Source organism: Streptomyces sp. NPDC054813 (genome assembly GCF_053611365.1).
In genome coordinates this window covers 27,888-50,050 of sequence record NZ_JBSHAF010000025.1, presented here as the reverse complement: position 1 = coordinate 50,050, position 22,163 = coordinate 27,888, and the positions used below count along the sequence as shown (strand labels likewise).

The window sequence follows — 22,163 nt, the reverse complement described above, 5'->3', positions numbered from 1 at the left end:
TCATGTTCTTTACCTCTCTGGAGCGTTGTACGAGTCGTGGTTGGTCTCAGACGGTCAGCATGCGGATCACCGCGGGGAAGGCCATCAAGAGCATGACCAGGACGGCGAGCAGGGCTCCGGGCGCGGTCATCTTCTCGCTGGCTGTGTTCGCTTCGGCGGCCTGATCGGCCAGCAACTCGGCGTTGAGCGCCGCGGTACGGGCCCGAAGGGCCTTGTAGACGGCGGCGCCGTCGGTAGCTGAGCCGCGCATGATGTCGGCGACGTCGTCCAGGACAGGCAGGTCGTATTCGTGGGCGAGTTCCGTGAGCGCTTGATACGGCGGGATCTTCTCCAGCCGGGCCCGGCGCAGCGCGCCTTGGAGATAGAGGAAGGGCCAGCCCTCGCCGACCTCGGCGGCCTTTTCGAGGGCCTCGGCGGGGCCGGCGTCGGCGGCCCGCTTGAGGGCGACCAGGTCGAGGTAGGCGGACAGGGCGTGCGCGAACTCCTCCCGTGCCCGCTTGGCCTGGTCGCGCACGGCGAGATCGGGCGTGATGAACAGCAGGCCGGCGATGATGAGTCCGACGACGGCGGGCACGTAGAACGGCAGGCCCACGCCCGCGATGATCCACGGAATCGTCGCGATCACCGGGCAGAGCAGCCCCAGCGCGGCGAACGCGGTCTTCTTGAGCATGAACTGGCCCGGCCCCTGCCCCAGCAGGGCCAGGTTCACGGTGGGGACCCGGACGCCCGGGAGCCGCTCGAGACGGGCCAGCAGCCACCGGCCCCACACCTCCTCGCGGTCCAGCTCCGGCTCGGGCATCGTCAAGGAGGCCGGGGCACTGCGCTGTAGGGCCGGCCCCAACGCGGGCTGGGGCTGCAGGAGTTCCCGGATCAGCAAGGCGACGCCGGCACCGACGGTGCCGCCGGTCACAACAACGGGGAGCAGGTTCACGAGGCGGCCCCTTCCGGTTCCCGTGCGGTGATCGGCGGGTCCGGCTCCGGGGCGGGCGCGGGCAGCCGGACGGTGCTGGCTGGGTCGGTGACCAGGAAGCGCGGGACGCGCCGGAAATTGCCCAGCTGCCGCATCAGGGCGAGTACGCCGATGAACCCGGCCGTCAGGAAGGCCAGCACGAGCTGTCCCAGCAGCGTGGAGTACGGCTTCGTGTAGGACGGCACGAAGAACCCGGCCACCACGACGCCCACGGTGATGATGGTCATCCACCGCACGGTCGTCCTGGGCTTGGCGCGGTCCGCCTCGATGGCGCGCTTCTTGGCGACCTCTTCGCGGACGGTGCCCGACAGATCCTCCAGGGCCTGAGCCAGGCCCGGGCCGCGGTCGTTGACCGACAGGATGAGCGCGGCGACCACCTTGTCCGCGGTGACATCGTCGAGTTCCTCGGCGAACGCGCGGAGCGCTCCGTCCGGCCGCCACCCCAGGCGCAGCCGGTCGGACAGGTTGATGATCTGGGGTGCGAGTTCGTCCGGCGCCCCCTGACGGCTGGTGATCATCGCCTGTTCCAGGCCCATGCCCAGCCGCAGCAGGCCGGCCAGCCGCTGCGTCCACTCGCTCAGCGCCTCCAGTTGACCGATGCGGTCCTGTGCCATCTGCGCCGGGCTGATCAGCCAGGGCACGCCGAGGACGGCCGCACCCAGCAGCACACCCCCGACGAAGTTCCCCGAGACCAGCCACACGGCCACGAAGACCACGACGGCCGCGACCATGAGAGTCCGCCGACGCATCCGTGCGTCCGCGCTCTGGTTCTTCCCACCGCGCAAGCCTGCCTGCCAGCGCTTGAGCAGCGGGGCCCGGCGCGGCGCAGTCGTGCCCACGACACCCGCCACGACACCGATCAGCCCGCCGACCACAGCCATCCCGGACAGCAGCGCCCACAGAAGGATCATCGGCCCGCCCCCACCTTCAGCGGCAGCGGCGCCGCCCATGCCCCATACGACTCCTGCAGCAGGCCCGAGTCGAAGCCGACGCGGCGCAGGTCATCGATGCAGCCCGGATCCATCCTCGGCACCGCCCGCAGCTCCCCCCACTCGCGGCCGGGGGAGAAGACCTCATTGGTGGCGGGCCGGCCGTTCTCGCCGATCCCGGTCAGCTCCAGCACATGGGAGACGTAGCGGTGGCGGCGGCCGCCGATCTGCGTCTCGTCCGTCATGTCGACGTACACGACGAAATCCAGACCGTTGGCCGTCTGCCGGTAGGCCAGCTGCTCAGAGAGGTTCTCCTGAGCGAGCGCGTACAACTCGGCGATCCGGTCGAAGATGATGTCCGGGCGACGCGCGTGGATGGTGCACAGGTTGCCGCCGGAGCCGTTCGTCAGCGCCTGCATCATGGCGACGACTTCCGGACCGCGGACCTCGCCGACCACGATCCGCTCCAGCGACATCCGCAGCGCCGGATGCATCAGGTCCAGCAGCGTGACCTCACCGGCACCGCGGCCGGTGACGTCCTTCTCCCCGTTGGACTCGCGGCCCACCAGGGACACGACCTGCTTGTGGTAGCCGTTTTGGTGGGCGAACAGTTCGTCCTCGGTCTGGATGGTCGCGAACCGGCACTCCGGGTCGAACTCCTTGAGCATCGCCCGCATCAAGGTCGTTTTCCCGGCCTTCTGCTTCCCCGCGATCATGATGTTCTTCTCGGCGCGCACGGCGGCGCCGAGGAACTCGCGCAGGATCGGGTCGATGGTGCCCAGCCGCACCAGGTCGTCGAGATTCGCGTGGGAGACCCGGTGCCGCCGGATGACCGCATAGGTCATCGGCCCGAGCCCCGTGATGGCCTGGAGGCGGGAGCCGTCCTGCAGGGACAGCGCGAGGGTGGGGTTCGCGGTCGAGATGGTGCGCTCGCTGTGCCCGGAGCCCCGGGCCAACTCCCGCAGCAGCTCCAGCAGTTCCTCTTCCGAGTCCGCGATCGGCCCGACCCGGCGGCGTTCGCCGTCGCCGTAGTCGAGCCACACCTCGTGCGGGCCCTGGATGATGATGTCCTCGACCCGGTCATCGTCCAGGTACGGCTGGAGCCGGCCGGCCCGAAAAAGGAGGTCATACACGGCGCGCCGCAGCGCCTCATCCTCTTGCGGCGTCATCGCCTGGGCGTCCGACCACAGCGCGACCGCCTCAGCAATCCAGTTCAGGCAGCGCTGCTCCTCACTGGCCCGGTCCATGTCGGGCTTCGTCTTGATCAGTTCCTCGCGCTGCTTGGCGACCTGGGACGCGATGTCCCGGGCCACCCGGTAGTCGACGGTGATCTGCGGAACCGCCGTACCGAGAACCTGCGAACTGGAGGCAGCACCGGCAACAGCCGGCACTCCGTTGGTCTGCTGCCCCCACTCCTGGGGCACCGGTGCCACCGAGGGGTCGTGGTGCAACGGCCTAGCGCGCATTGGTCACCTCCCCGCCTGCAGCACGGGCACCGCGTGGATCGAGCCGGGCTCGGCGCATGGCAGCCCGCTGCACCAGCAGCGTGCTGCCCGTGCGGGCGGCCTTCATCAGCGGCGACTTGGGGAAGTGGCGCGGCTGTTCGGCACCGTCGGACAGCACGCGGGCGTCCTTCGGCGCATACGGCAGCGTGGCGATAACCGGCACCTGCAGTACGCGCTGCACCTCGCCCGCGGGATACGGACCCTCGTTGATCATCAGCACGCTGACGTCGCCGACGCGCTCCTCCAGTGCGCGCACCCGGCCCTCTGCTGCTTGCAGGCAGCGCAGGGTGTTGCGGACGACCACGAACGTGGCGTCGGCCTGCTCGGCCAGCACCCCGGAGGGCCCGTACGCCCCGCGCCGGCCCAGGTCGATGAGGACGTCGTGGCCGCTCTCGGCCTCGATGCCGCGGAACATCTGCGCGAGGACCTTCCAGACCTGGCCCAGGCTCGCCGACTGCGAGGGATCGGTGATGCCGGGCAACAGCAGCCGGTCGCGCGGTGACTCCTGCTTGCCGTCCTCACTGCTCAGGTCGATCAGCTGCCGCCAGAAGGCCTCGCTGAACTCCCCCTTGCGGGCGGCGACCGAAAGGTTGCGCAGCCCGTACCGGTCGCCGAGCGTGCCTTGCAGCAGGCCGTGCAGCACGGCTCCGCCGTCCGGGTCGCACTCGGCCAGGATCATCCGCCGGCCCGCCTCCAGCGGCCATGACAGCAGCAGGGCCAGGGCGCTCGTGGTCACGCCGGGAGCGCCGCTGCACCCGGCGAGCGCGATGACAGCCATCAGTTACCGTCCGGAGCAGCGAGGACCAGGCGCAGGGTGCCGGCCGCCTCCCACGCGGCGGCCGTTGGGCCGTCGGTGGCAGAGGTGGCCACGTCGACGACCACGATCCCGGTACCGGGGGCGGCGGCGGAGGCCTTCACGACCCGGCCGTCGATGGTCCGCGGCGCGGCGTCGGACGGCTTGCCGCTGTCCGTCGTTCCCTGAGCCGGGACGTGCACCAGCTCCACCTTCTGGCCCGGCACCAGCGCGGTCGCCGGGATCTGCTTGGGCTCCAGACCGATCGGCACCAGCTGCTCACCAGCCTTCACCAGGTTGTCCTTCGTCACCTGCGAAGGGGAGAGCAGGGAGCCGGGCTTGAGCTCCACGGCGGCCCGCTTGCCCACCACCGACTTCAGGTTGTCGGCGCGTACCGCCTTGAGGGCCGGGTCCAGGGCGACGGAGGCCTTGCCCAGGTCGTCCTCAGTGAGGACCTGGCCGACCTGAACGTCGCGGACCACGGTCACCACGTCCGTGCGGTTGCCGACCTGCAGAAGCAGGACGGCAACTCCGGCACCACCGGCTGCGATCAGCGCCAGCGACAAGGCGATGACGCCTGGCCGTCGCCGGCGAGCCGACACCCGGGGCGGGGCCACGGGCCCGGCCACTCGTCCCTGCTGCGGGACACCGTTCGGGGCTGTGTCTACTTGGGTCTTGCTCACCGTTCTGTCCTTCCGGCGGCTACCTGACGACCTGGACTTCGCCGACCGCCACCTGCACGTTGGTCTGCCGGACCTCGGTGAGCTGGCCGGCTTGTCCGCCGCCCTGCCAGTTGATCGTCCACGTTGCGGTCGCGGTCACCGGGAACTTGCTGTTCTGGGCACCGGCCGAGGTCTTGGCGTACACGTGTCCGCAGTCCGGGGACTGGGCCATGCCCTCGGACGACGTGTAGGGCGTACCGGGGCCGTTGCAGGTCACGGAGGCGCCGTCGCCCATCGACCACACGATCTTCGACACCTTCGCGGTCGCGGTGACGGTGACCCCACCCGCCGTGGCTGTCGCGGTGTTCGGTCCGAAGGTCGTTGCGCTCTGGTTGACCCACATCCACATCGGGACGCCCACGGTGTACTTCCCGGCCGCGCGCGGGCTGGCGATGTCCGGGCCTAGCAGCGTCATGGAGTCGACCGCACGCTGCGCCAACACCCGGGGGTCCACCTGCGGCGCCGGGGGCTGCCCCAGCGGCACGACGACGAAGCCGTCCGGGTTGTTCTGGCCGCCGTCCGTGCACCCGTAGAAGTACACGTCGTTCTTCTTGGGGTCGGCGCCCTTCCAGCCCGGCCACGCGGCCGGAGGCTTCGGATCGACCTTCTGGTACTTGCACTCGACCTTGCTGTCGCCGCTGTCGCTGCCGCCTTGCGAGCCGCCTGCCTGCCCGCCGCTGCCGCCGGTTTCGTCACCGACGCCGACGTCGACGCAGAACTTGATGACCTGGCACTTACCGGCACCGACGTCGGGATCGTCGCCGGCGTGCGCGACGCCCGCCGAGGCCAGGGCGAGGGCGCCGGTGAGTGCGGCGAGGCGCCGTATCAGCAGGATTGCTCTTGAGCGGTCAACTTCGTGACCATCCACTTCGTCCCCCACTTTTCAAGCGTTGCGGTGCTGACGTATTTGATGAGCCGCGTCGTGGGCAGCGGGACCGGCTTCTTCGAGGACTTGTCGATCAGCGTCCAGTGCGTCGTGTCGATGCAGTCCGTCACTGTGGCCGTGGGGATCTTGCCGCCGGTCACCTTCACGACCTTCGGACTGATCACCGGCTTGCCCGTGGTCACCTGTCCGGCCTTGTGCATGACCTCGAGGTCGTGCTCGATGTCGAACAGGGCCCTCAAGGTGGTGTTCTTCTTCAGGTCGGTGCCCGCCGAGGAGGCCTTGCCGTAGGCCTTCGTCTGTGCGTCCCAGGAGCTGTTGTACGCCGCCAGGACGGCGGCGTCGTTGGCGTCGACGGTCGAGCTGGGGGACGGCGAGACAGCCGTCGGGGTAGAGCTGGGCTTGGACGACGAGTCCGATCCGCTGTCGCTACAACCGGCCAGCGCCACCAGACTCCCTGCGAGAAGCAGGGCGGTTGCGTGCTTCCGGGTGCGAACAGCGGCGATATTGAGCCCAGATGAGCGTCGTTGTGTAGCTGTCACGTTGTCTCCCCGTGCGACGCGGTGCGGTCGACCGCTGCCCCCGGCCTCCGACATCCGGCGGCCCAGAACCGCGGCCTGGTCCAGCTGCGGTAATGCATTTGCGTGATCGCAAGGTTACGCATATGCCAGTCAACTTCCCAGCTTGATATTTGAGTTCACTCGTACAACTCGGGACGTAACCGGTCACTTTCGGAACCGGATGTCGATTTATAGTTCTGTGTCTTCGCTCGTCGCACCCGCATACCTCAGGCAGCGTTCGGATCGTCGAACGAACCTTGCCTGCCCGCTGAGCGGGAGAACGAAATCTCGGCCCTCCGGTTCTGCTGGCGGCCGGCCTCGGTGGCATTGGAGGCCACCGGATGCCGCTCGCCGAACCCGTGCGTGTCGAAGGTGACCGCCGTGCCGCGCAGTTCCTGCGCCAGCACCCTCTGGACGGCAACGGCCCGCTGCTGGGAGAGGGCGTCGCCGTGGGAAGAGGAACCGAGGTCGTCTGTGAAGCCGTACACCCGGACCTCCGTTCCCGGCTGCGGCTCGATCTCCCGGGCGACGGAGGCGATACGGGACCGTGCCGAACTGCCCAGCCGCGCACTGTCCTTGGTGAAGAGCACTTCAGCCTGCAGGCCGAACGTCACCTGCGTTCCTGTGTCCTCGCGGCGTTCGGCTCCTTCCTGGTCCTGGACAACCTCACCAATGCCGGCGGGCTGCGAACCGAGGCCGAGGATCTTGGGAGGTGCGAGCGTGGCACCGGCGCGGAGCGCAAGGCCGGGGCTGCCCGAGTCGAGGGTGAGCGGCGCGTGCGCACCCGAGGGGGCCGCGCTCGGTAGGGGAGTAGCGGCAGCCCTCCCGGCCGACCCTCCTGCCAGGATGCTCGCCGCGACGGTGAGGGCGAGGAGCGGAGTGGTGATCCGCGACCTGGTGGTGACCATGCGGGCGCTCACCTCACTCGTCGAACTTGATGTTGGCGGTGTCGAACAGCGGCAGTTGGAAGCCGACCGTGTTCGACGGGGGAGTGGGGAACTGCATGAAGACGTGGGCCCTTTCGCCGGCCTTCAGCGTGGACAGGCCGGTTGTGGTGAGGGGGCGTCCCTCGGTGTCGCGCAGCACGTAGTAGCGCTTCTTGTGGGCGAAGTCGACGAGGGTCGCTCCGCCCAGTGACGGGCCTGTCCTGAGCACCTTCAGCTCGTCGCCGCGCAGTTCCGCGGGGACCACGGCCACGGTGGATGCGTCGTTCTTCAGATCGCCGCGCACGGTGACGTAGCCGGCCGGGTCCCGGTTGGCCGACGTGATCGTGAGGGACAGGCCGCCCTGGCCCTGCAGCTCGGCGAGAGGCTCGTCCGTCTGCAGCTGCTCGTGCGGGGCGGGGCCGCCGCCCGCTTTCGCCGCCGTACGGTCCTGGTCCCGGGCGCCGCCCGAGCAGGTGGAGACGCCCAGGCCAAGGCCGACGGCGATCGCCAGCGCAGTGAGGCGTCTGCCGAACGCTGTGGTGTTCCGACTGGTCATAGGGCTGTGTCCTTTCGCTGAACGGCCTGGAATCAAGGAGGTTGCGTGGTCGTGGTCCGGTGGGGGCCGGCCTGCCGGGTTTGCGAGCAGGGGTGTGCTTACCGGCCTTGCGGGCTTGGGGGCGGCCACACAGTGATCACGTCGCCGTCGAGCGTCACGTACCGGCCGGGGAAGCGGCGGCGTACGAGGTCCAGGTCCTCCGGGGCGAAATCGCCAGTTCCCTCGATCACGCAGGCGCTGCCGATGTGGGAGACGGCTCGTGTCCCGAGGGGCCAAGTGTCCTCACCACTGTCTTCGTGGGTGCGAATGGTGTGCGTTGCTTGCGTCATCAGGATTCCCCTAAGTACAGGGCAGAAAGGGCTGGTTTGAGCCTCCGCCCTACTGTGCGGTAGTAAACTATTGGTTCGCGTGAGCAAATCTCAAGGGGTTTCGGAGGCAGTTGCGAGGCTGAGACAAACGACCGGACGCAGGGCCGCCATGTCACAGCTCGGTCCAGGGCCTCGAATCGCCGCCGGCCAGGGGCACCCAGACGTCACCGGTGGGCCCCGGGTCCTCGAGGTCCTCCAGGACTGCCGCGCCCATCGGTACCTGGCGGGCCAGCGTGCCCACGAGGGGGTGCTCAGCCACCATGGCCTGCAGGTCACTGATCCGGTTGCCCAGGACGTACCGGGAGGCCCCGGTCAGCACGACCAACACCCGGGGGAACACGGGATACCAGCGCAGCCACACCGGCCCGGCAGCGGCGGGCTGCCGCGAGCGGGCCCGGCCGACGGGCTGCGGCTCGTACGACCACAGCCGCGCGTACTCGATCAGCTTGGAGGCGAGCCGCTCGCTGCCCATGGTCGCCCGGTCGACCTCGACGAACGCCCGCAGCTTGGTGCGCTCCTCGCCCTCGATGAGGGTGTAGTGCATGACCGCGTCCGTGATGATCCGCTCGCCGTCGCTGAGCGGGTGGGAGACCTCCGGTGTCCAGTCCAGGTGACCGTGCTCGTCGCCGCGGCGGCGGGCGTCGGCGACGAACGCGAGGTGGCTGCGGAGCACGGTCAAGGTGTGCGGCGTCTTCAGCGAAGCCGCCGTGGCCGAGTTGATCGGATAGGCGGGGCGTCCCCGCAGTGAGGGGAAGTCCTTCGTCAGTCGGGCGCCCTCGCTGGTCAGGTACCAGGCGCGGGACCGGTTGGACTGCGGCAGCACGGTGTAGTCCACCAGGCCGTCGCGGCGCAGCTTGTTGAGCGGCGCGGAGACGGTCTGCCGCGCGGCGCCGGGCCGCAGCAGTTCGTGGAGCTGATTCGTGGTCGCCATCCGGTGCTGGCCGAGCACGGCCAGGAGCTGATGCGGCAGCGGCTCGACCGGGCTCGGCGTACGGCCGGACGGCGTGGTCTCGAAGGCGGTGGTCACTTGTACTTCCTTTTCTTCTGCAGATGGACGGCCGGCTGGGCTGCGGAGGACTGGGCGAGGAAGGCGCTTACGCGGGTGAGCTGGTTTTCGGCCCGGTCGGTGAGCTGGTCCAGCGGGGCGGCGCCTGCCGTGGCCTGGGCGGCGCGCTCCAGTGCCCCGGCCTGGCCCGGGCGGGCGTAGTCGGCGAAGACGTTGTCCAGGTGAGGGCCGGTGATCCGGACGGGACCGACACGGCGGCCCTCGACGGTCAGCGACATGTAGTGCTCGAAGCGGTCCAGAGCGGCGACGACGTCCGGAGTTGGACGGTCACCCCACTCGGCGGTGATCGGGGCGATGGCGGACTGCGAACCCGCGGTCGAGGCCAGGGTGGAGGCGTTTTGCACCAGCGACAGTCGCACCGGGATGGGAAGGCGGGCCAGCAGCTGGGTCATGCCGTGGACGTGCACCTTGTACTTGCGGAAGTCCTCGAACATCGCGGCGATCGTTTCCGGGGCTGCGCCGGTGAGGGTGATCAGCTCGTCGAAGTATGGGCGGAACGGCACCCGTTGGGCTTCGGGGGTGTCGCGGCGCGAGCGCACGGCGCGCAGCAGGTCCCGGGCGAGCAGCGCGGTGATCAGCCGGTCGGTGGGCCCGTTGCCGCCCGGGCACACCCACACGATCATCCGGGAGTCCATCGCGGCCCGGATGTTGTAGATACCGGCCGGCTGCCCGAGGAAGGCGCGGGTGACGGGGTTCGCGGCCAGGCGGGCGATCGGATTGAGGACGACGGCGAACGCGTCGGTGGGCAGTGTGGGAAACACGGTCCGCCACCAGGAGCGGGTCTCCTCGTCCAGGCGCCCCTCGATGCCGGTGAGTGCCGTCGTACGGAAGACCGGGTCGGTCAGCAGGGACCGCACGTGAAAGATCGTGGCCTGGTCCTCCGGCCGCCCGGCCTGGCAGGCGGCCTCGTTGACGGCCACCAGCACCGCCAGGGCGGCGGTGAAGATGGTCAGCGCGCGGGGAGCGGTGGCGTCGTCCCAGCCGAGCACGGACGCGTAGGCGTCGGCGGTCGCCTCGACGACCTCGTGCGCGACCTGGCCTTGGTGCATACCGATCGAGTTCCAGCAACTGAGCTGCGGAGCAGGCCCGGTGGCGTTGAGGTCGATCAGCGCGATCCGCGGCATCAGGTGGTCGTGGGCGAGGAACGGCAGGGCACGCGGCCACGAGTCGCGGTGCGGGTCGACGAACATCAGCCCGCCGCCGGCATGCGCCCAGCCGATCGCCTGGGCGAGGGCGCGCTCCGTCTTGCCGCCGCCCGCCTTGCCCACCCCGACCTCGAACAGCGTCTCCTTGGCGTAGGTGGCGATCAGGCGCCGACGGCCGTCCGGGCCGCGGTAGATCCCCTGCAGCAACAGCTCGGGATCGCCATACTCGAACGTCGGCAGGTCGCCGGCGAGCAGAGGCAGACGGCAGTGCGTCGTGGGCGGCTTGAGCAGGCCGGTCAGCTCTTCCAGCCGGACCCAGTTCGGACGCGGTGGCTGACAGTGCCCCAGAGTCCAGCGGCGTTCGAAGCCGCGCCGGCTGGGCCAGCGGTCCGCCCCGAACCGCCAGGGGCCGACCCTCCAGCCCCGCATCGCCCAGCGCGAGCCGCCGCCGAACACATCCAGGGCGGCCTGGAGTTGAGCGAGCCGGGCTTCGGCGCGGCCCTCGGTGTTCGACGCGCACATCACCAGCAGTTGCACCCGGACCAGGTGGTCGTCCTCGGCGAGCTTGCCCAGCGCCTCCTCCGGGTCCACCCGGCGCGGGACGGGCGGCATGACCAGTCGGCGCCCGCCTCCGCCCTGCTTGCCGGCTACCAGTTGCTGCAGCTGCCAGGTGAGCGAGTCCTCGATGCCGGTGGCGTCCTGCCGCACCCACCGGGCGGCCCGCTGGGCCTCGCGCCGCTCCGCGCGACGCGCGTCGCTCATCAGCTGCAGACGGCGCGCCCGCAGTGCCCACTTGGGGGCGCGCTGGATGTCGAGCCGGATCTCGGCGAGGTCCCCCAGCTCGGCACGGAGGTCCGAGACGGCGTCGATCAGCGGCTGCAACGGGTCCGGGTTCAGCGGAACCTCACGCAGGGGTGCGGTCGGCCTGCCGCGCAGGATGAACTCCGCCCGCACCACGTGGTCACGGGGCTTGTCGACGAGGGGACGCGCCCGGTTCACAGTGACGGCAGGACCGAACGGCGTGATCGACAGCAGGCGTTCGCCGCCGGCCGGGCCTTCGATGCGGTAGCGCAGCGGGCTGGAGCCGTCGGCGCGCAGCCTGATCTGCACCGACTTCGACCGGCGCGGCGCCCACCACGGCATGCTCGTAGACGCCCGGGCGAGTTGCACACCCCGGCGGAAGATCTCCTCCAGACCAGGGTCAAAGTGCCGCGACGGTACGAGCTCCAGCGCCATCCGTTCGGCCGAGGCCTTCCGCGCCAGATGGCGCACCGCCGCCTCGCCCGTGGCCCAGACCGCCACGGCGGCCAAGGCCACCACCCACCAGTAGGTGATCACCCAGCCGACGGTGTGAACGATGCCCAAGACGAGGCCGAGCACCTGGCCGGATGCCGATGCGGAGGCCTGGCCAGTCAGGTACGGGGCTGCGGAGTCCACGTGGACGCCCCCTTCTTTGTGGTGCGGGTGAAGTGCCAGTCGGTGATACGGCCGTCGGTGAAGGTGCCGCCGCGGTCGGTGCCGGCCCACACCAGGTGCACCACCGCCTGGTCCGGGCTGCCGTCGCGGCGGGCGATCGCGGCCTGGATGCGGAAACGGGCGGTGGCGAACGCCGGCGCGAGGCCCTGCCGGGAGGCGGGGAAGACCGCAGGCCAATGCGCGCGGCCGATCCCGGTGGCGTCGGCGCGCAGGAGGTCGCGTCCCGCTGCCAGCAGTTCGCGTGCGTCGCCGGAGGGAAGATCTGGGGGCCACGCGGCCTCCAACGCCTTTTGGATGGCCGCATCGCCGGCCGTGCCTTCGCCGTGGGGCGGCAGTGCGGACTGACCGGCCGCCGGTGTCGACGCGGCGGGCGTCGAGGCAGGAGTGCCGACGGCCGGCGCGTCAGTGGTCGGTGTAGGGGCCGCAGGTGACGGATCCGTGGTTGCGTGAGCGGGCAGAGATGCCGCCGGGGCCGGTGGCTGCTGACCGTGCGGCAGGCCGAGAAGGGCGACGCCGACGACGGCGAGCACGGCGGTGCTCAGCACCAGCAGACGCGGTGAGCGCGGGATGTAGGTTCTCAACCTTCTTGTCCGGGCGCGCGGCTGTGAGCTGCGCGTTTGCAGCGTCTTCTCATCGATCTGGCCAGGCGGATTTCTCATCGCCGTGTCCCGTTCTTGAGTGACTGGGGGATGAGTTGGCCGACACGGGGGTTCTGACCTGGCACTTCTCGCCGCGGTGTCCGATCGTGGACACGTTGATGAGAAGTGGACAGATCAAATGAGTCCCTACACGGGATGGCGGTCACAGCAGCCGCGCTCCCCCCGCATAGCCCGACATGGAGTTGACCGAGTCCAGCCGGACGACGGTGCCCGGGCGGGCGGCGTTGATCATTTGACCGCTGCCGGCATAGATCCCTACGTGATAGATCGTGGAATCGCGGCTGGGGGCGTATGCATAGAAGACGAGGTCGCCCACTTTGAGGGCGCTCGTGCCGAGGCTGGCGGGGATGCGCTGGCCGACGCCGGCTTGCGCGGCCGCGGTGCGCGGCAGGCTGATGTCGGCCTTGGCGTACGCGTAGGTGGTCAGCCCCGAGCAGTCGAAGCCCTTGACCGTCGTACCGCTCTTGCCGCTGGGTGAGCAGCAGATCCCGTACGACGGGCCCTGGGCGTTGCCGCCGCCCCACGAGTAGGGCACACCCCGCTGAGAGAGCGCCGCGTCGATCACGGTACGGACCTTCCCCGAGACGTTCTTCAGGTCCGGGTCCTTGGCGGCCGCGGTGTACTGGTCGATCCAGCCCACCACGTTGGCGACGTACTCGTCCGAGTGGTTGTACTGCAGGATCGCGGCCTTGAGCTGGGCACGTTTGGTCAGGTCGCGGCCGCCTCCGCACAGGTAGATCGCGGCGCCGAGCGCGGCGTCGTCGGCGTTGTGCGGGTCGGCGACCTTGTCGCCGTTGCCGTCTTCGCCGATCGATTCCCACGTGGAGGGCAGGAACTGGAACGGACCGACCGCACGCTCCCCCTGAGAGGTTCCGTCCCACTTGCCGCGGTCGGTGTCCGGGACGACGGTGGTGTTGCCGCCCTGGCCGGAGCCGTTGAGGAGCACCCCATAGATCTTCGGGCGGATGTCGCCGTTGGCGGCGATGTTCCGGCCCACCGCGTGGTTGGACTCGACCTTCGCGATCCCGGCGAGGATCGGCCAGCGCATGCCCTGGCACTTCGGCACGTACTTTCCGACCTGCTGGACCGCCTTCTTGTAGGCGGTGAGCATCCGCGGTGGGATGTCCGCGGCACTGCCGCCCTGGGCGATCCCACCGTCGTCCTCGTCCGACTTCAGCGCCACGTAGGCGCTGATCGCGTTCCCCACCGGTGCGGCGCAGCACACAGCGGCGAACAACAGCAGCACCACCACACAGCCCCAGCGCGCCAGACAGCGCCGGCTCCTCCTCACTCGGTCTCACCGTCCTGCGGAGGCTGCTCTTGCTCCTGGCGCAGGAGCGCGGCGTCGGATGCGGTCCGGCGCAGCAGCTCCTGGAACCGCCTCCGGGCCTCGTCACGCGTGCTGCCGCTCACGTTTCCGCCTCCGGGAAGGACCGGCCCGGGCCCGCCGGGTACGGGGCGACGCCGGGGCGCTCCGCTCCGAAGCCGCGTCGGGGACGTCGGCGGGGCGGTCGGCCCGCTGCCAGATCCTGCTGCGGGCGTGCGAGGCGGAACCGGAGCAGAGGCGGGAGGAACCGGGAGAGAGGCGGAGCGGCGTGTGGGCGGGGAAGGCTGGCTGGCTGCCGGGGCAGGCCGGGCGGGGCGAGCCGTGGGAGTGGACAGGCGGCGGGTGAACGGGGCGGCACCCCCGCGGTCGTCCGCGTGATCCCGCATCGTCCGGCCGACATGCCGGCCGGCGTCGGCCCAGGCCCTGCCGTCCTCGCCGACGGTGTTGCCCCAGACCTGAAGCTGCTGGTGGGCGTCCTGGGTGAACCGCGACCGGCCCTCCCGCGCCTGACGGACCGTGCCCGGCAGACCGTAGCTCGCCCCGTACGCCGCCCGTCCGCTCCGGTTGAGAATGCGGTACCCGCGGTAGCGCACGAGCCGGTTGTGGGCGCGCGTCGCCAGCAACGTGCGGTCGGTGCTCTGATCGTGAAGCACCTCGCCCGAGCGACGGTTGACGATCTGGCCGTCCTCGTCGCGGTAGCGGTCGGGCGGACCGCCGGGCCTGAACGGACCACCGCCGCCGGGGCCGCCGTCGCCTCCGCCCGGACCGCCGGATTGTGCGTCGCCGTCCGCCGTGGGCTTGCGCCACTTCGCGAGCTGCTCGTTGTCCGGGCGGCGGCCGATCAGCAGCCCGTACGCGCCCCGCAGGCCCAGGCGGGCCCCCAGCCCGCCCATCGCCGCGGCCGCCGTCAGGGGTGCGAGACCACGTCCGGCTTCCGCTGTGGCGTCGGCGAGGATCCTGCCAGTGTCCACCGGCATGCCCGTGCCGTCGAACAGGGAGGCGAGCGCGCCCATCAGCCGCTGGCGGGTGCCGAGCGTTCCGTACCGGCCGCCGCCGGCGAGCAGGCGCAGCCCGCCGCCGTATCCGCCCATCGCGGCCGGGGAGTTCATGGCGAGCGCGGCGCCCAGCTCGGAGGTGTCGCCGGGCATGTGGGTGCCGCCTACCTTGGCGTAGCGCATCCGCATGGCCATGCGCTGGCCGAAGGAGGTGATGGCGGTCAGCAGTCTGCGGTGTCCGGCCGCCCCGGCGATGGCCAGCACGTCGATGAGCAGGATCCGTTCCACCATCAGATCGGGTCCGTTGGTCACGGTCGCGTCGATGGCGATCCCGAAGAACGGGATGAACGCGCAGATCCCGACGACGGCCATGATGGCGATGCCCCACAGGGACAGCCACTTCCACACCGACTGCCGGGCCGGCCCGGGCAGCATGCCCGCCACGAACGTGACGCCGCCGACGGCCGCCGCTCCCACGCACACGCCCTGGGTGCCCAGCAGCACGATCGCGCTGGACAGCAGCATGCCGCAGATGAACAGTGCGGCGATCAGCAGCAACAACGCGCCGCCGACCCGCCACCAGGTGGGCTCCTCGGCGTAGGCGGCACACGCTTTGCCGACGTCCCCGGCGTTCTTCATATCGGCGAGGAAGGCGGCGAACTCCTGATCGTCCTCGCTGGTGATCGCGTTGGAGGCGCTGAGCAGATCGCTTCCGGATGTCAGTCCCGGCAGCCCCCCGGCGGTGTCGGCTTCACACAGCTGCTTGCCTGGGCCGCTAATTCCTGCGCAGTTGTCCTTGCTCCCCTCCTCGCAGTACTTCTTCCCGGGGCCGTGGATCAGGGAGCAGGCGTCCTTCCTCTTGTTCTGCTCCTCGCAGTACTTGCGAGCCGGCTTGGCGAGCGAGTCGCAGTCCGCCGTGCTGCCGGCACCTCCGCTGCCAGAGGTCTTGTATCCGCCGGCGACCCACTTGAGATGGACGGCGTAGGCCTTGAGATCGGACTTCTTGGAGGGATCGAGGATGCGCCCGTACTCCAGGAGCATGAACGGTTTGACGATCAGCGCGTTGGTGATGGAGTCCTGCAGGGGCCGGGCCACGTCCTCGGCGGAGACGGGGGCTTCGTCTTCCCGCTGCAGGCATTTGAGTTCGGCGTTGCCGGCCATGCCCGCGCACGGGTCATTGCTGGCGATCTTGCCGCCCCAGTCGTAGGAGGCGACGCTCTGCTGGGCGACTTGGGCGGCTACCTGCTGGGCCTGGCCCAGAGGCCCGTCCTGGCCGAGCAGGGTGTCGGGGCGGATCAGAGCGGAGGCCGCGATCGCCCCGATGAGGAGGGTGAGGAAGATTTCCCCCAGACCGCGACCGACCCGCCCCCGCACGATCATGAACCCGGCGAACACGAACGCCCAGGCGAGCAGCAGGCCCTTCAGCCCAAGGGTGTCGACGACCACGCTGTCGTAGGATTCGGACACCCGCTGTGCAGGGCGGGCGAGGATCTTCAGCAGCGGGAACCGGAAAGCGACCTCGATTGCCCACCCGGCCAGCCCGACCAGCAGCCTGATCAGCGTGAAAAGCCCGGACATGCCGAACGCCAGGGCCTGCCCTTTGAAGTTGATGATCGAGCCGCCTGAAGCGTTGAGGTCGTACCCGTTGATCGGCACCCCCTCGGAGGAGGTGATGTTCAGCGGGGCGAGGAGGTCCCCGGTCTCGCTCGTACTGCTGGCCGCGTACACGACCTGGGTGTTGACCATGAGGAACACGCCGGTGAGCAGGACGACGAAGCCGGCCGAGCGCAGAGTCGTGCGGTCTGGGCGGAACACGTCAGCGCCGCCTCTGCCTTACGGCGGGCCGCAGCCGCCACACCATCAGGGCGGCCACACCCGCACAGGCCGGCACCAGTCGCCATGCTGCACCGGACACGGCATGCCGGTCCGCCGCAGCCCTGGTGGTTGTGGTGCCGTGCTCGCAGTAGGCCTTGGCCGGGCCCACGATCAGGGCGCAGGGATCCCGGTGCGCGGCGTCGGCGGCGAAGACCCGTCCGGTGTGCGGCCACCACGCCTCCGGCACACCCACCCCCAGGGCGAGCACGACCGCGGCGACCACGACGGCGATCACGGTGAGGACGCTCGCGGCGGCGGCAACACGCCGCGAGCGGTCCCAGGAAGAAGTAGTCATCAGACGTGTTCCTTTGGACGGGTCTGAACGGCTTCACCGGCGAGCGGCTCCGGCATGGAGGGGGATACGACGCTCGTGCGGCGTCCTGGCGTGGTGGTGATGGAGGTGGTGATGCGCGGGATGCGAGGGACGGAGACCTTGATGCGGCCGGTGTTCTGCCGCGGGCAGGTCAGCAGGAACTCGCCCTCCCGGCCCTTCTGACCGACGGGGGACAGGCCGGTGGTCACCAGCCGCAGCAGTTCACCGTCGGTTGGGTCGAGCCCGACGAACTCCAGGCCGCGACGGGCGCGTTCACGGTCGGCGGTGCGGGCGAGCGCGCGGTAGGCCATCAGGCCGCGGTCGGGGCCGAGTTCCTCGGCGTCGTGCGAGCCGGCCAGGAGGCCAGCGCCGTGCTTGCGGCCGTCGTGGAGGATCTCGTGCACGAGTGCCGTGCCTTCGGCGGACGAGGTGAGCCAGTACAACTCGTCCAGCACCACCGCGGTGAACCGCTCGGGGTCCTCGAAAGCCGTCTGCCGGGCGATCGCCGCGATCAGGTAGAGCACCGCGCGACCGATCAGCGCCTCCAGCGGCTGCTGGTGCAGGACCTCCGGCTTGTCGAACGCGGCCTTCGGCGGCAGCTTCAACCCGGTCGTCGTGATCACGATCATGTCGGAGGCACTGGAGGCGTCCAGCCGCACCGGCGGCAGCGTCGGGTCGAAGACCATCCGGGCCAGCGAGTTGGTGGCGACGACCCGGATGAGACCGGCGAGGGTCGCCGCCGCGTCCTGACGCTTGCCCACCTCGCTCGTGGCGATCTCCTCGAGGACCTCAAGGACACGGTGCATGGACGGGGCGTCGCAGAGGGCGGCCTGCTCGACGGCGTGGTGGAGGACCTCGCCGTTGGTGCTCATCGGGCCGATGCCGAGCTGCAGGGTGAGGTAGGACAGGGCGTAGTGACGGCCCTCAGGTCCGTCGAACATGCGCAGCGGGTCGATGGACACCTCGGCCTGAGCGGCGTCGATGATCTGGACGCGGCCCTTGGCCGCCGTGCGGGCGAAAGTGGCCCACTCGCGGACCGGGGTGCGGTCGATGCAGATCGCGCAGCCTCCGCGCGCCCACACAGCCTCCGCGATCAGCTTCTGCAGGACGCTCTTGCCCGCGCCGAGATCCCCGACGATGCCCATCGAGGCGGACGCATCGACCTTGGGCGCATCCGCCACGTTGATCATGACGGGGCGGGTGGTACCGCAATCCAGGTCGATGCCGAGGAACATCCCGTTGGGGTCGCCGACCTCCGCAGCGGTGAAGGCCCCACCCAGCGCCCAGTCCTCGCTGACCTGGTGCTGGGTGAACTCCCGCACCACGCCGGGCCGCACGGTGCCGGGCAGCCCCAGGGTGAACAGGGCCTCCTGCAAGCCGGCCGGGCGCACGGCCCGGTAGTCGGCTCCGCCGAGCAGCGCGGCCAGGGCGCGGGCCCGGGCGTCGCACACGGCGGCGGTCGGACCCCACACCGTCAGCACGGTCACCGACTGCACCTCGACCTCGACCGACGTGCGTGACAGACGGGCGTCGAGCTCGCCCAGGTCGCGGGCGGCCTCGGTCAAGGACGCGGGCATGCCGGTCGGGCGGGCGTCGTACTGGTCGGCCTGGTCGATCAGCTCGTTCTTCTTGCGCCGCACCTGATCGCGGGCCCTTTCCGCGGGCACGAGCATCAGGTCGACGGTGTAGTCGACGGGAAAGGCAAGGGTTTCCAGCTGGGCGAACAGATCGGCGGCGTCCTGGCTGACCACGGGCGGGCACTCGGACAGCGCCAACTGCGCCTGGTAGCCCACCCCGTTGTCGGACTCGACCTGCAGCCAGCGCCGCCCGAGCGGCGAGCCGGTGTTCAGCCGCCACCAGGCCTTGCGGCCCGACCGGGTGATCCGGCCGGCGCTCTTGAGTTCGTCGACGTCGTCGAGTTCGAGGTCGATGCCGCCTTCCTGCAGGCGGACCTGGCCGAGGTCAGCGTAGCTGGGGGAGCGCAGCACCCCGTCATGGAGCTGTCCGCCGTACATCTCGCTGGTCTCGGCCTCGGCCAGCAGCGGCTCCGCGAGGCCGCGGTGGAGGGCGTGCTGGATCATCCACACGATCTCCGCCGGGCGGGCCGGGCGGAAGGCGATGCCGCCGGCGAGCGCGGCCTCCACCCGTGAGGCCTGCTCGCGGTAGGCGCTCACCTCGCGCCGTGCCACCGGCGCCGGGCGCATGCCCAGCATCGGTGCGACCTCGGCCCACGCCGCGCCGAGGGACGCCGACACCTGCAGGCTGCCTGTTTCGGTCTGGAGGGGCACGGCCAGCCACAGGGTGCGGCGGTGCATCTCCTGGTCGTCCAGCAGATCGAGGGTGGCCTCGACGTTCTCCACCCATGGGTGCCGGCCTACACCGGGTGCCTGCTTGGCCGGCTCGATGCCCTCGATCATGCGCAGGGCGATCTCGCCCGGGTCGACCTGGGCGCACATGCCGTACAGGCGCGGGGCCCCCGACAGTGACCGCACCAAATGCGTGATCTTTGCCAGTTGCTCGTCGCGGACCGCGGCGGGCACGTAAGTGCCCTGAACGGTCTCCTCGCGGCGACCCTGCGCGTCCGGGCCGGGGTGCAGGCGGTAGATCGCCCACACGCTGCCCTGCGTCGACCACACCAGGTGCCCGGCGATGTGACGGATCGGAACCCTCACCGCGCACCCCCTTGCTGGGCGAGCGCGAGCAGCCGCTGCACACCCGACACCGGCCCTGCTGCCACCGCGGGAGCAACGGGCTGCGTACGGCGGGGTGCCGGCGCCGTGGTCGGGTGCGGCGCCCGGGCTGGACGCCGCTGAACCGCGGGGGAGGGCGAGGCCTGCGCAGGGAGGCCGGGCGCGGGCGTGTCCTCGATGGTGAAGCCGCCGAGCAGCGGGTGGGGAGCGCGGTCGCGGGCGGCCCGTCCGCCGATCCGCCCTCCGCGGGGCTGCCAGCCGAGCAGCACCCAGCCGAGTGCAGCCTGCATCGGCGCACGACCCCGGATCTTCGGCCGGCGCACCATCCAGATGACCAGGACCCACCCGATGATGGGGACCGGCCCCATCCAGGACCACCATCCGATGGTCTTGACCAGAAGGAAGCCGCCACCGACGGCGACCGCGATCTGCGCCGGGGTGTAGGGGCCGAGGGGGATCTTCCAGTCGGCGACCTTGCCCAGGACCCAGGGGTGGCGGCGGGCGGAGGTGTAGAAGCGGCCTACCCGTGCCGCGGCGGCCGCGGTCACAGCCAGCCTCCGACGCCCGGCGAGTGGTCACGAGAGGCCGGGAGTTCGGACCGGACGACCCCAGGAACGGCGGGCGCCCCCTTGGACGGGTTCTTCACCTCGTCGGTGAACATGTTCGCCAGGTCGTTGCGCGAGTTGTACAGACCGAGCGCGATCACCATCAGCAGCAGGGCACCGATCCCCGCCTTGAGGCTGAACTTCTGGATCATGATGACGACGACCATGCAGATCAGCCCGGCCTGCAAACCCTTGGTCGCCCACTCCTTGAACATGTTGATCCACGAGTTGCCGAGGTCGTCCAGCTGCCCGGCGAGCATCAGGCTGTGCACGGTGTTCATCGGGCACCCCCGTCCTGGGCAGCCCCGGACTCCAGCGCGGCGACTTCCCACCGGCCCGAGCGGGCCTTGAGCGTGAGCTCGTACGCCAGCGGCCACCGGCCGGTCGCGTCACGGGCTTCCACCGAGGCGAGCACCCGCACCGTCGTGCCGTCCGCCGGCACCTTCTCGGCGGCCGCGGCTTCCTCGACGGCGGACACCTCCTGGACGGTGACCGCCGTGTACGGGGCGGGGGAGACGGCGGTGAGCTTCACGCCGGGTGCGAGGTAGCGGTCGACCTCTCCAGCACCCGTCAGGTAGGCGGCGAGGAACTGCCCGACGGCGGACGACAGATCCCCCTCGGGGACGGTCACGGCGTACGACGACTTCGGCACCTCGTCCCGGGCCGGGCCGGCCACCACGCCGGGCGCACCGATCACCGTGAACGAGGAGCCCGCCCGGTCGGCGGCCACCGGCACGGCGTAGTACCGCACCGACCCATTGGCGTACTGCGCAGCCACCGTCACCGACCACGCGCCGTCCGCCCGCTGCGCACTGCGCACCGCTGTCACGGACTGAGGCGCCGACTGCGCGTCGACCGCCGGGTTGGGCAGATCGACGTCGGGCGCCATCGACTGCGCAAGCCGCGCCTGCGCACTCGTCTCGTCGTCCGCACTGCTGCGCAACCAGGCGCTGACGAACACCTGCGCATAGCCGCCCGGGTCGGCGGCGGCCGCCGCGGTGCGCACGGCGGTGGGCTTCGTAGCGGGGGCCGCCGAGACCGTGGTCGGGGTGGAGGCGACCGCGACACACAGGGCGATGGGGCCGGCCGCGATGACGGTCCAGACCGCCACGCGTGAGAGGCGTACGCGGCGGCGCATCGCCTCCAGCCGGGCGCCGGCCGCCATCGGAGCAGCGGCCTCGCTCTGTGAGGCCTGCTTGCCAGGGGACATGGTCAAACTCCCAGGTCAGAACGAATGTTGCTGACCTTGAGAAAACCCGGCGACCCCGACCCGACCACCGACCACGAACCCCCGACCATGGTCACGATGGGGACACGAAGTCCATGGTCGGGGTCATGGTCGGCCCGACCACAGGCCCGACCATGAGCCAGCCGCGATCTGGCGACAGGCCATCGTGTCCAGTGCACGTTCCCCGGACGGGCGACCGCTGTGCGATCACGTGCCGCTCGGCCACCCAGACCCAGATACCGATGTGCAGACGGAAGCCGTCCGGGCCCCGCCAGGCGCCTGCGCAGTGGGCCACCCGAACCTGCGCAAGAGAAGATCAGGAACGCGCGGGCCGACTGCGCAGCCGCCCCGCACAACTTGACTGCGCAGGATCCCCAGGCCGGTTGCGCAGCCCCATTGCGCAACGCCCGTGCGGGGCTGCGCAGTCGGCTGCGCAACGGCTGAGCGCCCGGGCTGAAGGCGCGTGGTCGGCCCGACCATGAGCCCGACCACGGCAGCTAGACGGCTACGTTGCCGGATCGTGACCGATGGTCGGGGCTCGTGGCCGTCAGCCTGGTCGGGGCCGGCGGGTG

The 22,163-nt window shown here is 70.6% G+C and carries 19 protein-coding genes; all 19 read right to left on the bottom strand.

The genetic code is table 11. The features are described 5' to 3' along the window. Positions 1–46: 46 nt before the first annotated feature. Positions 47–931, bottom strand: coding sequence for a type II secretion system F family protein (locus ACWGJB_RS37985; RefSeq protein WP_453384614.1), 885 nt, complete (start codon positions 929–931; stop codon positions 47–49). Next, positions 928–1,881 carry a type II secretion system F family protein gene (locus ACWGJB_RS37980; protein WP_453384613.1) on the bottom strand — a complete coding sequence of 318 codons (954 nt, stop codon included), beginning with the start codon at positions 1,879–1,881 and terminating at the stop codon, positions 928–930. The genes ACWGJB_RS37985 and ACWGJB_RS37980 overlap by 4 nt, the downstream gene beginning before the upstream one ends. Further along, the gene (locus ACWGJB_RS37975) at positions 1,878–3,365 is read right to left on the bottom strand and encodes a CpaF family protein (protein WP_453384612.1); all 1,488 of its coding nucleotides are present in this window, start codon (positions 3,363–3,365) and stop codon (positions 1,878–1,880) included. Before ACWGJB_RS37975 ends, ACWGJB_RS37980 begins: the two co-directional genes overlap by 4 nt. Further along, a complete protein-coding gene (locus tag ACWGJB_RS37970; RefSeq protein ID WP_453384611.1) occupies positions 3,355–4,182 on the bottom strand; it encodes a hypothetical protein in 828 nt (275 codons plus the stop codon). The genes ACWGJB_RS37975 and ACWGJB_RS37970 overlap by 11 nt, the downstream gene beginning before the upstream one ends. Then, the gene (locus ACWGJB_RS37965; protein WP_453384610.1) at positions 4,182–4,880 is read right to left on the bottom strand and encodes an SAF domain-containing protein; all 699 of its coding nucleotides are present in this window, start codon (positions 4,878–4,880) and stop codon (positions 4,182–4,184) included. The genes ACWGJB_RS37970 and ACWGJB_RS37965 overlap by 1 nt, the downstream gene beginning before the upstream one ends. A gap of 19 nt (positions 4,881–4,899) precedes the next feature. Further along, positions 4,900–5,787, bottom strand: coding sequence for an ATP/GTP-binding protein (locus ACWGJB_RS37960; RefSeq protein ID WP_453384609.1), 888 nt, complete (start codon positions 5,785–5,787; stop codon positions 4,900–4,902). After that, positions 5,745–6,251, bottom strand: coding sequence for a hypothetical protein (locus ACWGJB_RS37955; protein ID WP_453384608.1), 507 nt, complete (start codon positions 6,249–6,251; stop codon positions 5,745–5,747). Before ACWGJB_RS37955 ends, ACWGJB_RS37960 begins: the two co-directional genes overlap by 43 nt. A 338-nt stretch (positions 6,252–6,589) precedes the next feature. Beyond that, the gene (locus ACWGJB_RS37950; protein ID WP_453384607.1) at positions 6,590–7,270 is read right to left on the bottom strand and encodes an OmpA family protein; all 681 of its coding nucleotides are present in this window, start codon (positions 7,268–7,270) and stop codon (positions 6,590–6,592) included. A gap of 13 nt (positions 7,271–7,283) precedes the next feature. Then, on the bottom strand, positions 7,284–7,844 hold the full coding sequence (locus tag ACWGJB_RS37945; protein ID WP_453384606.1) for a hypothetical protein: 561 nt from the start codon (positions 7,842–7,844) through the stop codon (positions 7,284–7,286). Between the two features lie 480 nt (positions 7,845–8,324). Further along, complete coding sequence (locus ACWGJB_RS37940) at positions 8,325–9,239, bottom strand: replication-relaxation family protein (protein ID WP_453384605.1); 915 nt, start codon at positions 9,237–9,239, stop codon at positions 8,325–8,327. Continuing rightward, the gene (locus ACWGJB_RS37935) at positions 9,236–11,860 is read right to left on the bottom strand and encodes an ATP/GTP-binding protein (protein WP_453384604.1); all 2,625 of its coding nucleotides are present in this window, start codon (positions 11,858–11,860) and stop codon (positions 9,236–9,238) included. The genes ACWGJB_RS37940 and ACWGJB_RS37935 overlap by 4 nt, the downstream gene beginning before the upstream one ends. Then, a complete protein-coding gene (locus tag ACWGJB_RS37930) occupies positions 11,836–12,480 on the bottom strand; it encodes a hypothetical protein (protein ID WP_453384603.1) in 645 nt (214 codons plus the stop codon). Before ACWGJB_RS37930 ends, ACWGJB_RS37935 begins: the two co-directional genes overlap by 25 nt. 220 nt (positions 12,481–12,700) lie before the next feature. Further along, positions 12,701–13,849 (bottom strand): C40 family peptidase, encoded by a 1,149-nt coding sequence (locus ACWGJB_RS37925; RefSeq protein WP_453384602.1) that lies wholly within the window; start codon positions 13,847–13,849, stop codon positions 12,701–12,703. After that, the gene (locus ACWGJB_RS37920) at positions 13,846–16,695 is read right to left on the bottom strand and encodes a hypothetical protein (protein WP_453384601.1); all 2,850 of its coding nucleotides are present in this window, start codon (positions 16,693–16,695) and stop codon (positions 13,846–13,848) included. The genes ACWGJB_RS37925 and ACWGJB_RS37920 overlap by 4 nt, the downstream gene beginning before the upstream one ends. A 1-nt stretch (position 16,696) precedes the next feature. After that, positions 16,697–17,050 carry a hypothetical protein gene (locus tag ACWGJB_RS37915; RefSeq protein ID WP_453384600.1) on the bottom strand — a complete coding sequence of 118 codons (354 nt, stop codon included), beginning with the start codon at positions 17,048–17,050 and terminating at the stop codon, positions 16,697–16,699. Then, positions 17,050–19,740, bottom strand: a complete 2,691-nt coding sequence (locus ACWGJB_RS37910; RefSeq protein ID WP_453384599.1) for an ATP-binding protein — start codon at positions 19,738–19,740, stop codon at positions 17,050–17,052. The genes ACWGJB_RS37915 and ACWGJB_RS37910 overlap by 1 nt, the downstream gene beginning before the upstream one ends. Beyond that, on the bottom strand, positions 19,737–20,306 hold the full coding sequence (locus tag ACWGJB_RS37905) for a hypothetical protein (RefSeq protein WP_453384598.1): 570 nt from the start codon (positions 20,304–20,306) through the stop codon (positions 19,737–19,739). The genes ACWGJB_RS37910 and ACWGJB_RS37905 overlap by 4 nt, the downstream gene beginning before the upstream one ends. Next, complete coding sequence (locus tag ACWGJB_RS37900) at positions 20,303–20,644, bottom strand: hypothetical protein (protein ID WP_453384597.1); 342 nt, start codon at positions 20,642–20,644, stop codon at positions 20,303–20,305. Before ACWGJB_RS37900 ends, ACWGJB_RS37905 begins: the two co-directional genes overlap by 4 nt. After that, positions 20,641–21,573 carry a conjugal transfer protein gene (locus tag ACWGJB_RS37895; protein ID WP_453384596.1) on the bottom strand — a complete coding sequence of 311 codons (933 nt, stop codon included), beginning with the start codon at positions 21,571–21,573 and terminating at the stop codon, positions 20,641–20,643. The genes ACWGJB_RS37900 and ACWGJB_RS37895 overlap by 4 nt, the downstream gene beginning before the upstream one ends. Positions 21,574–22,163 lie beyond the last annotated feature (590 nt).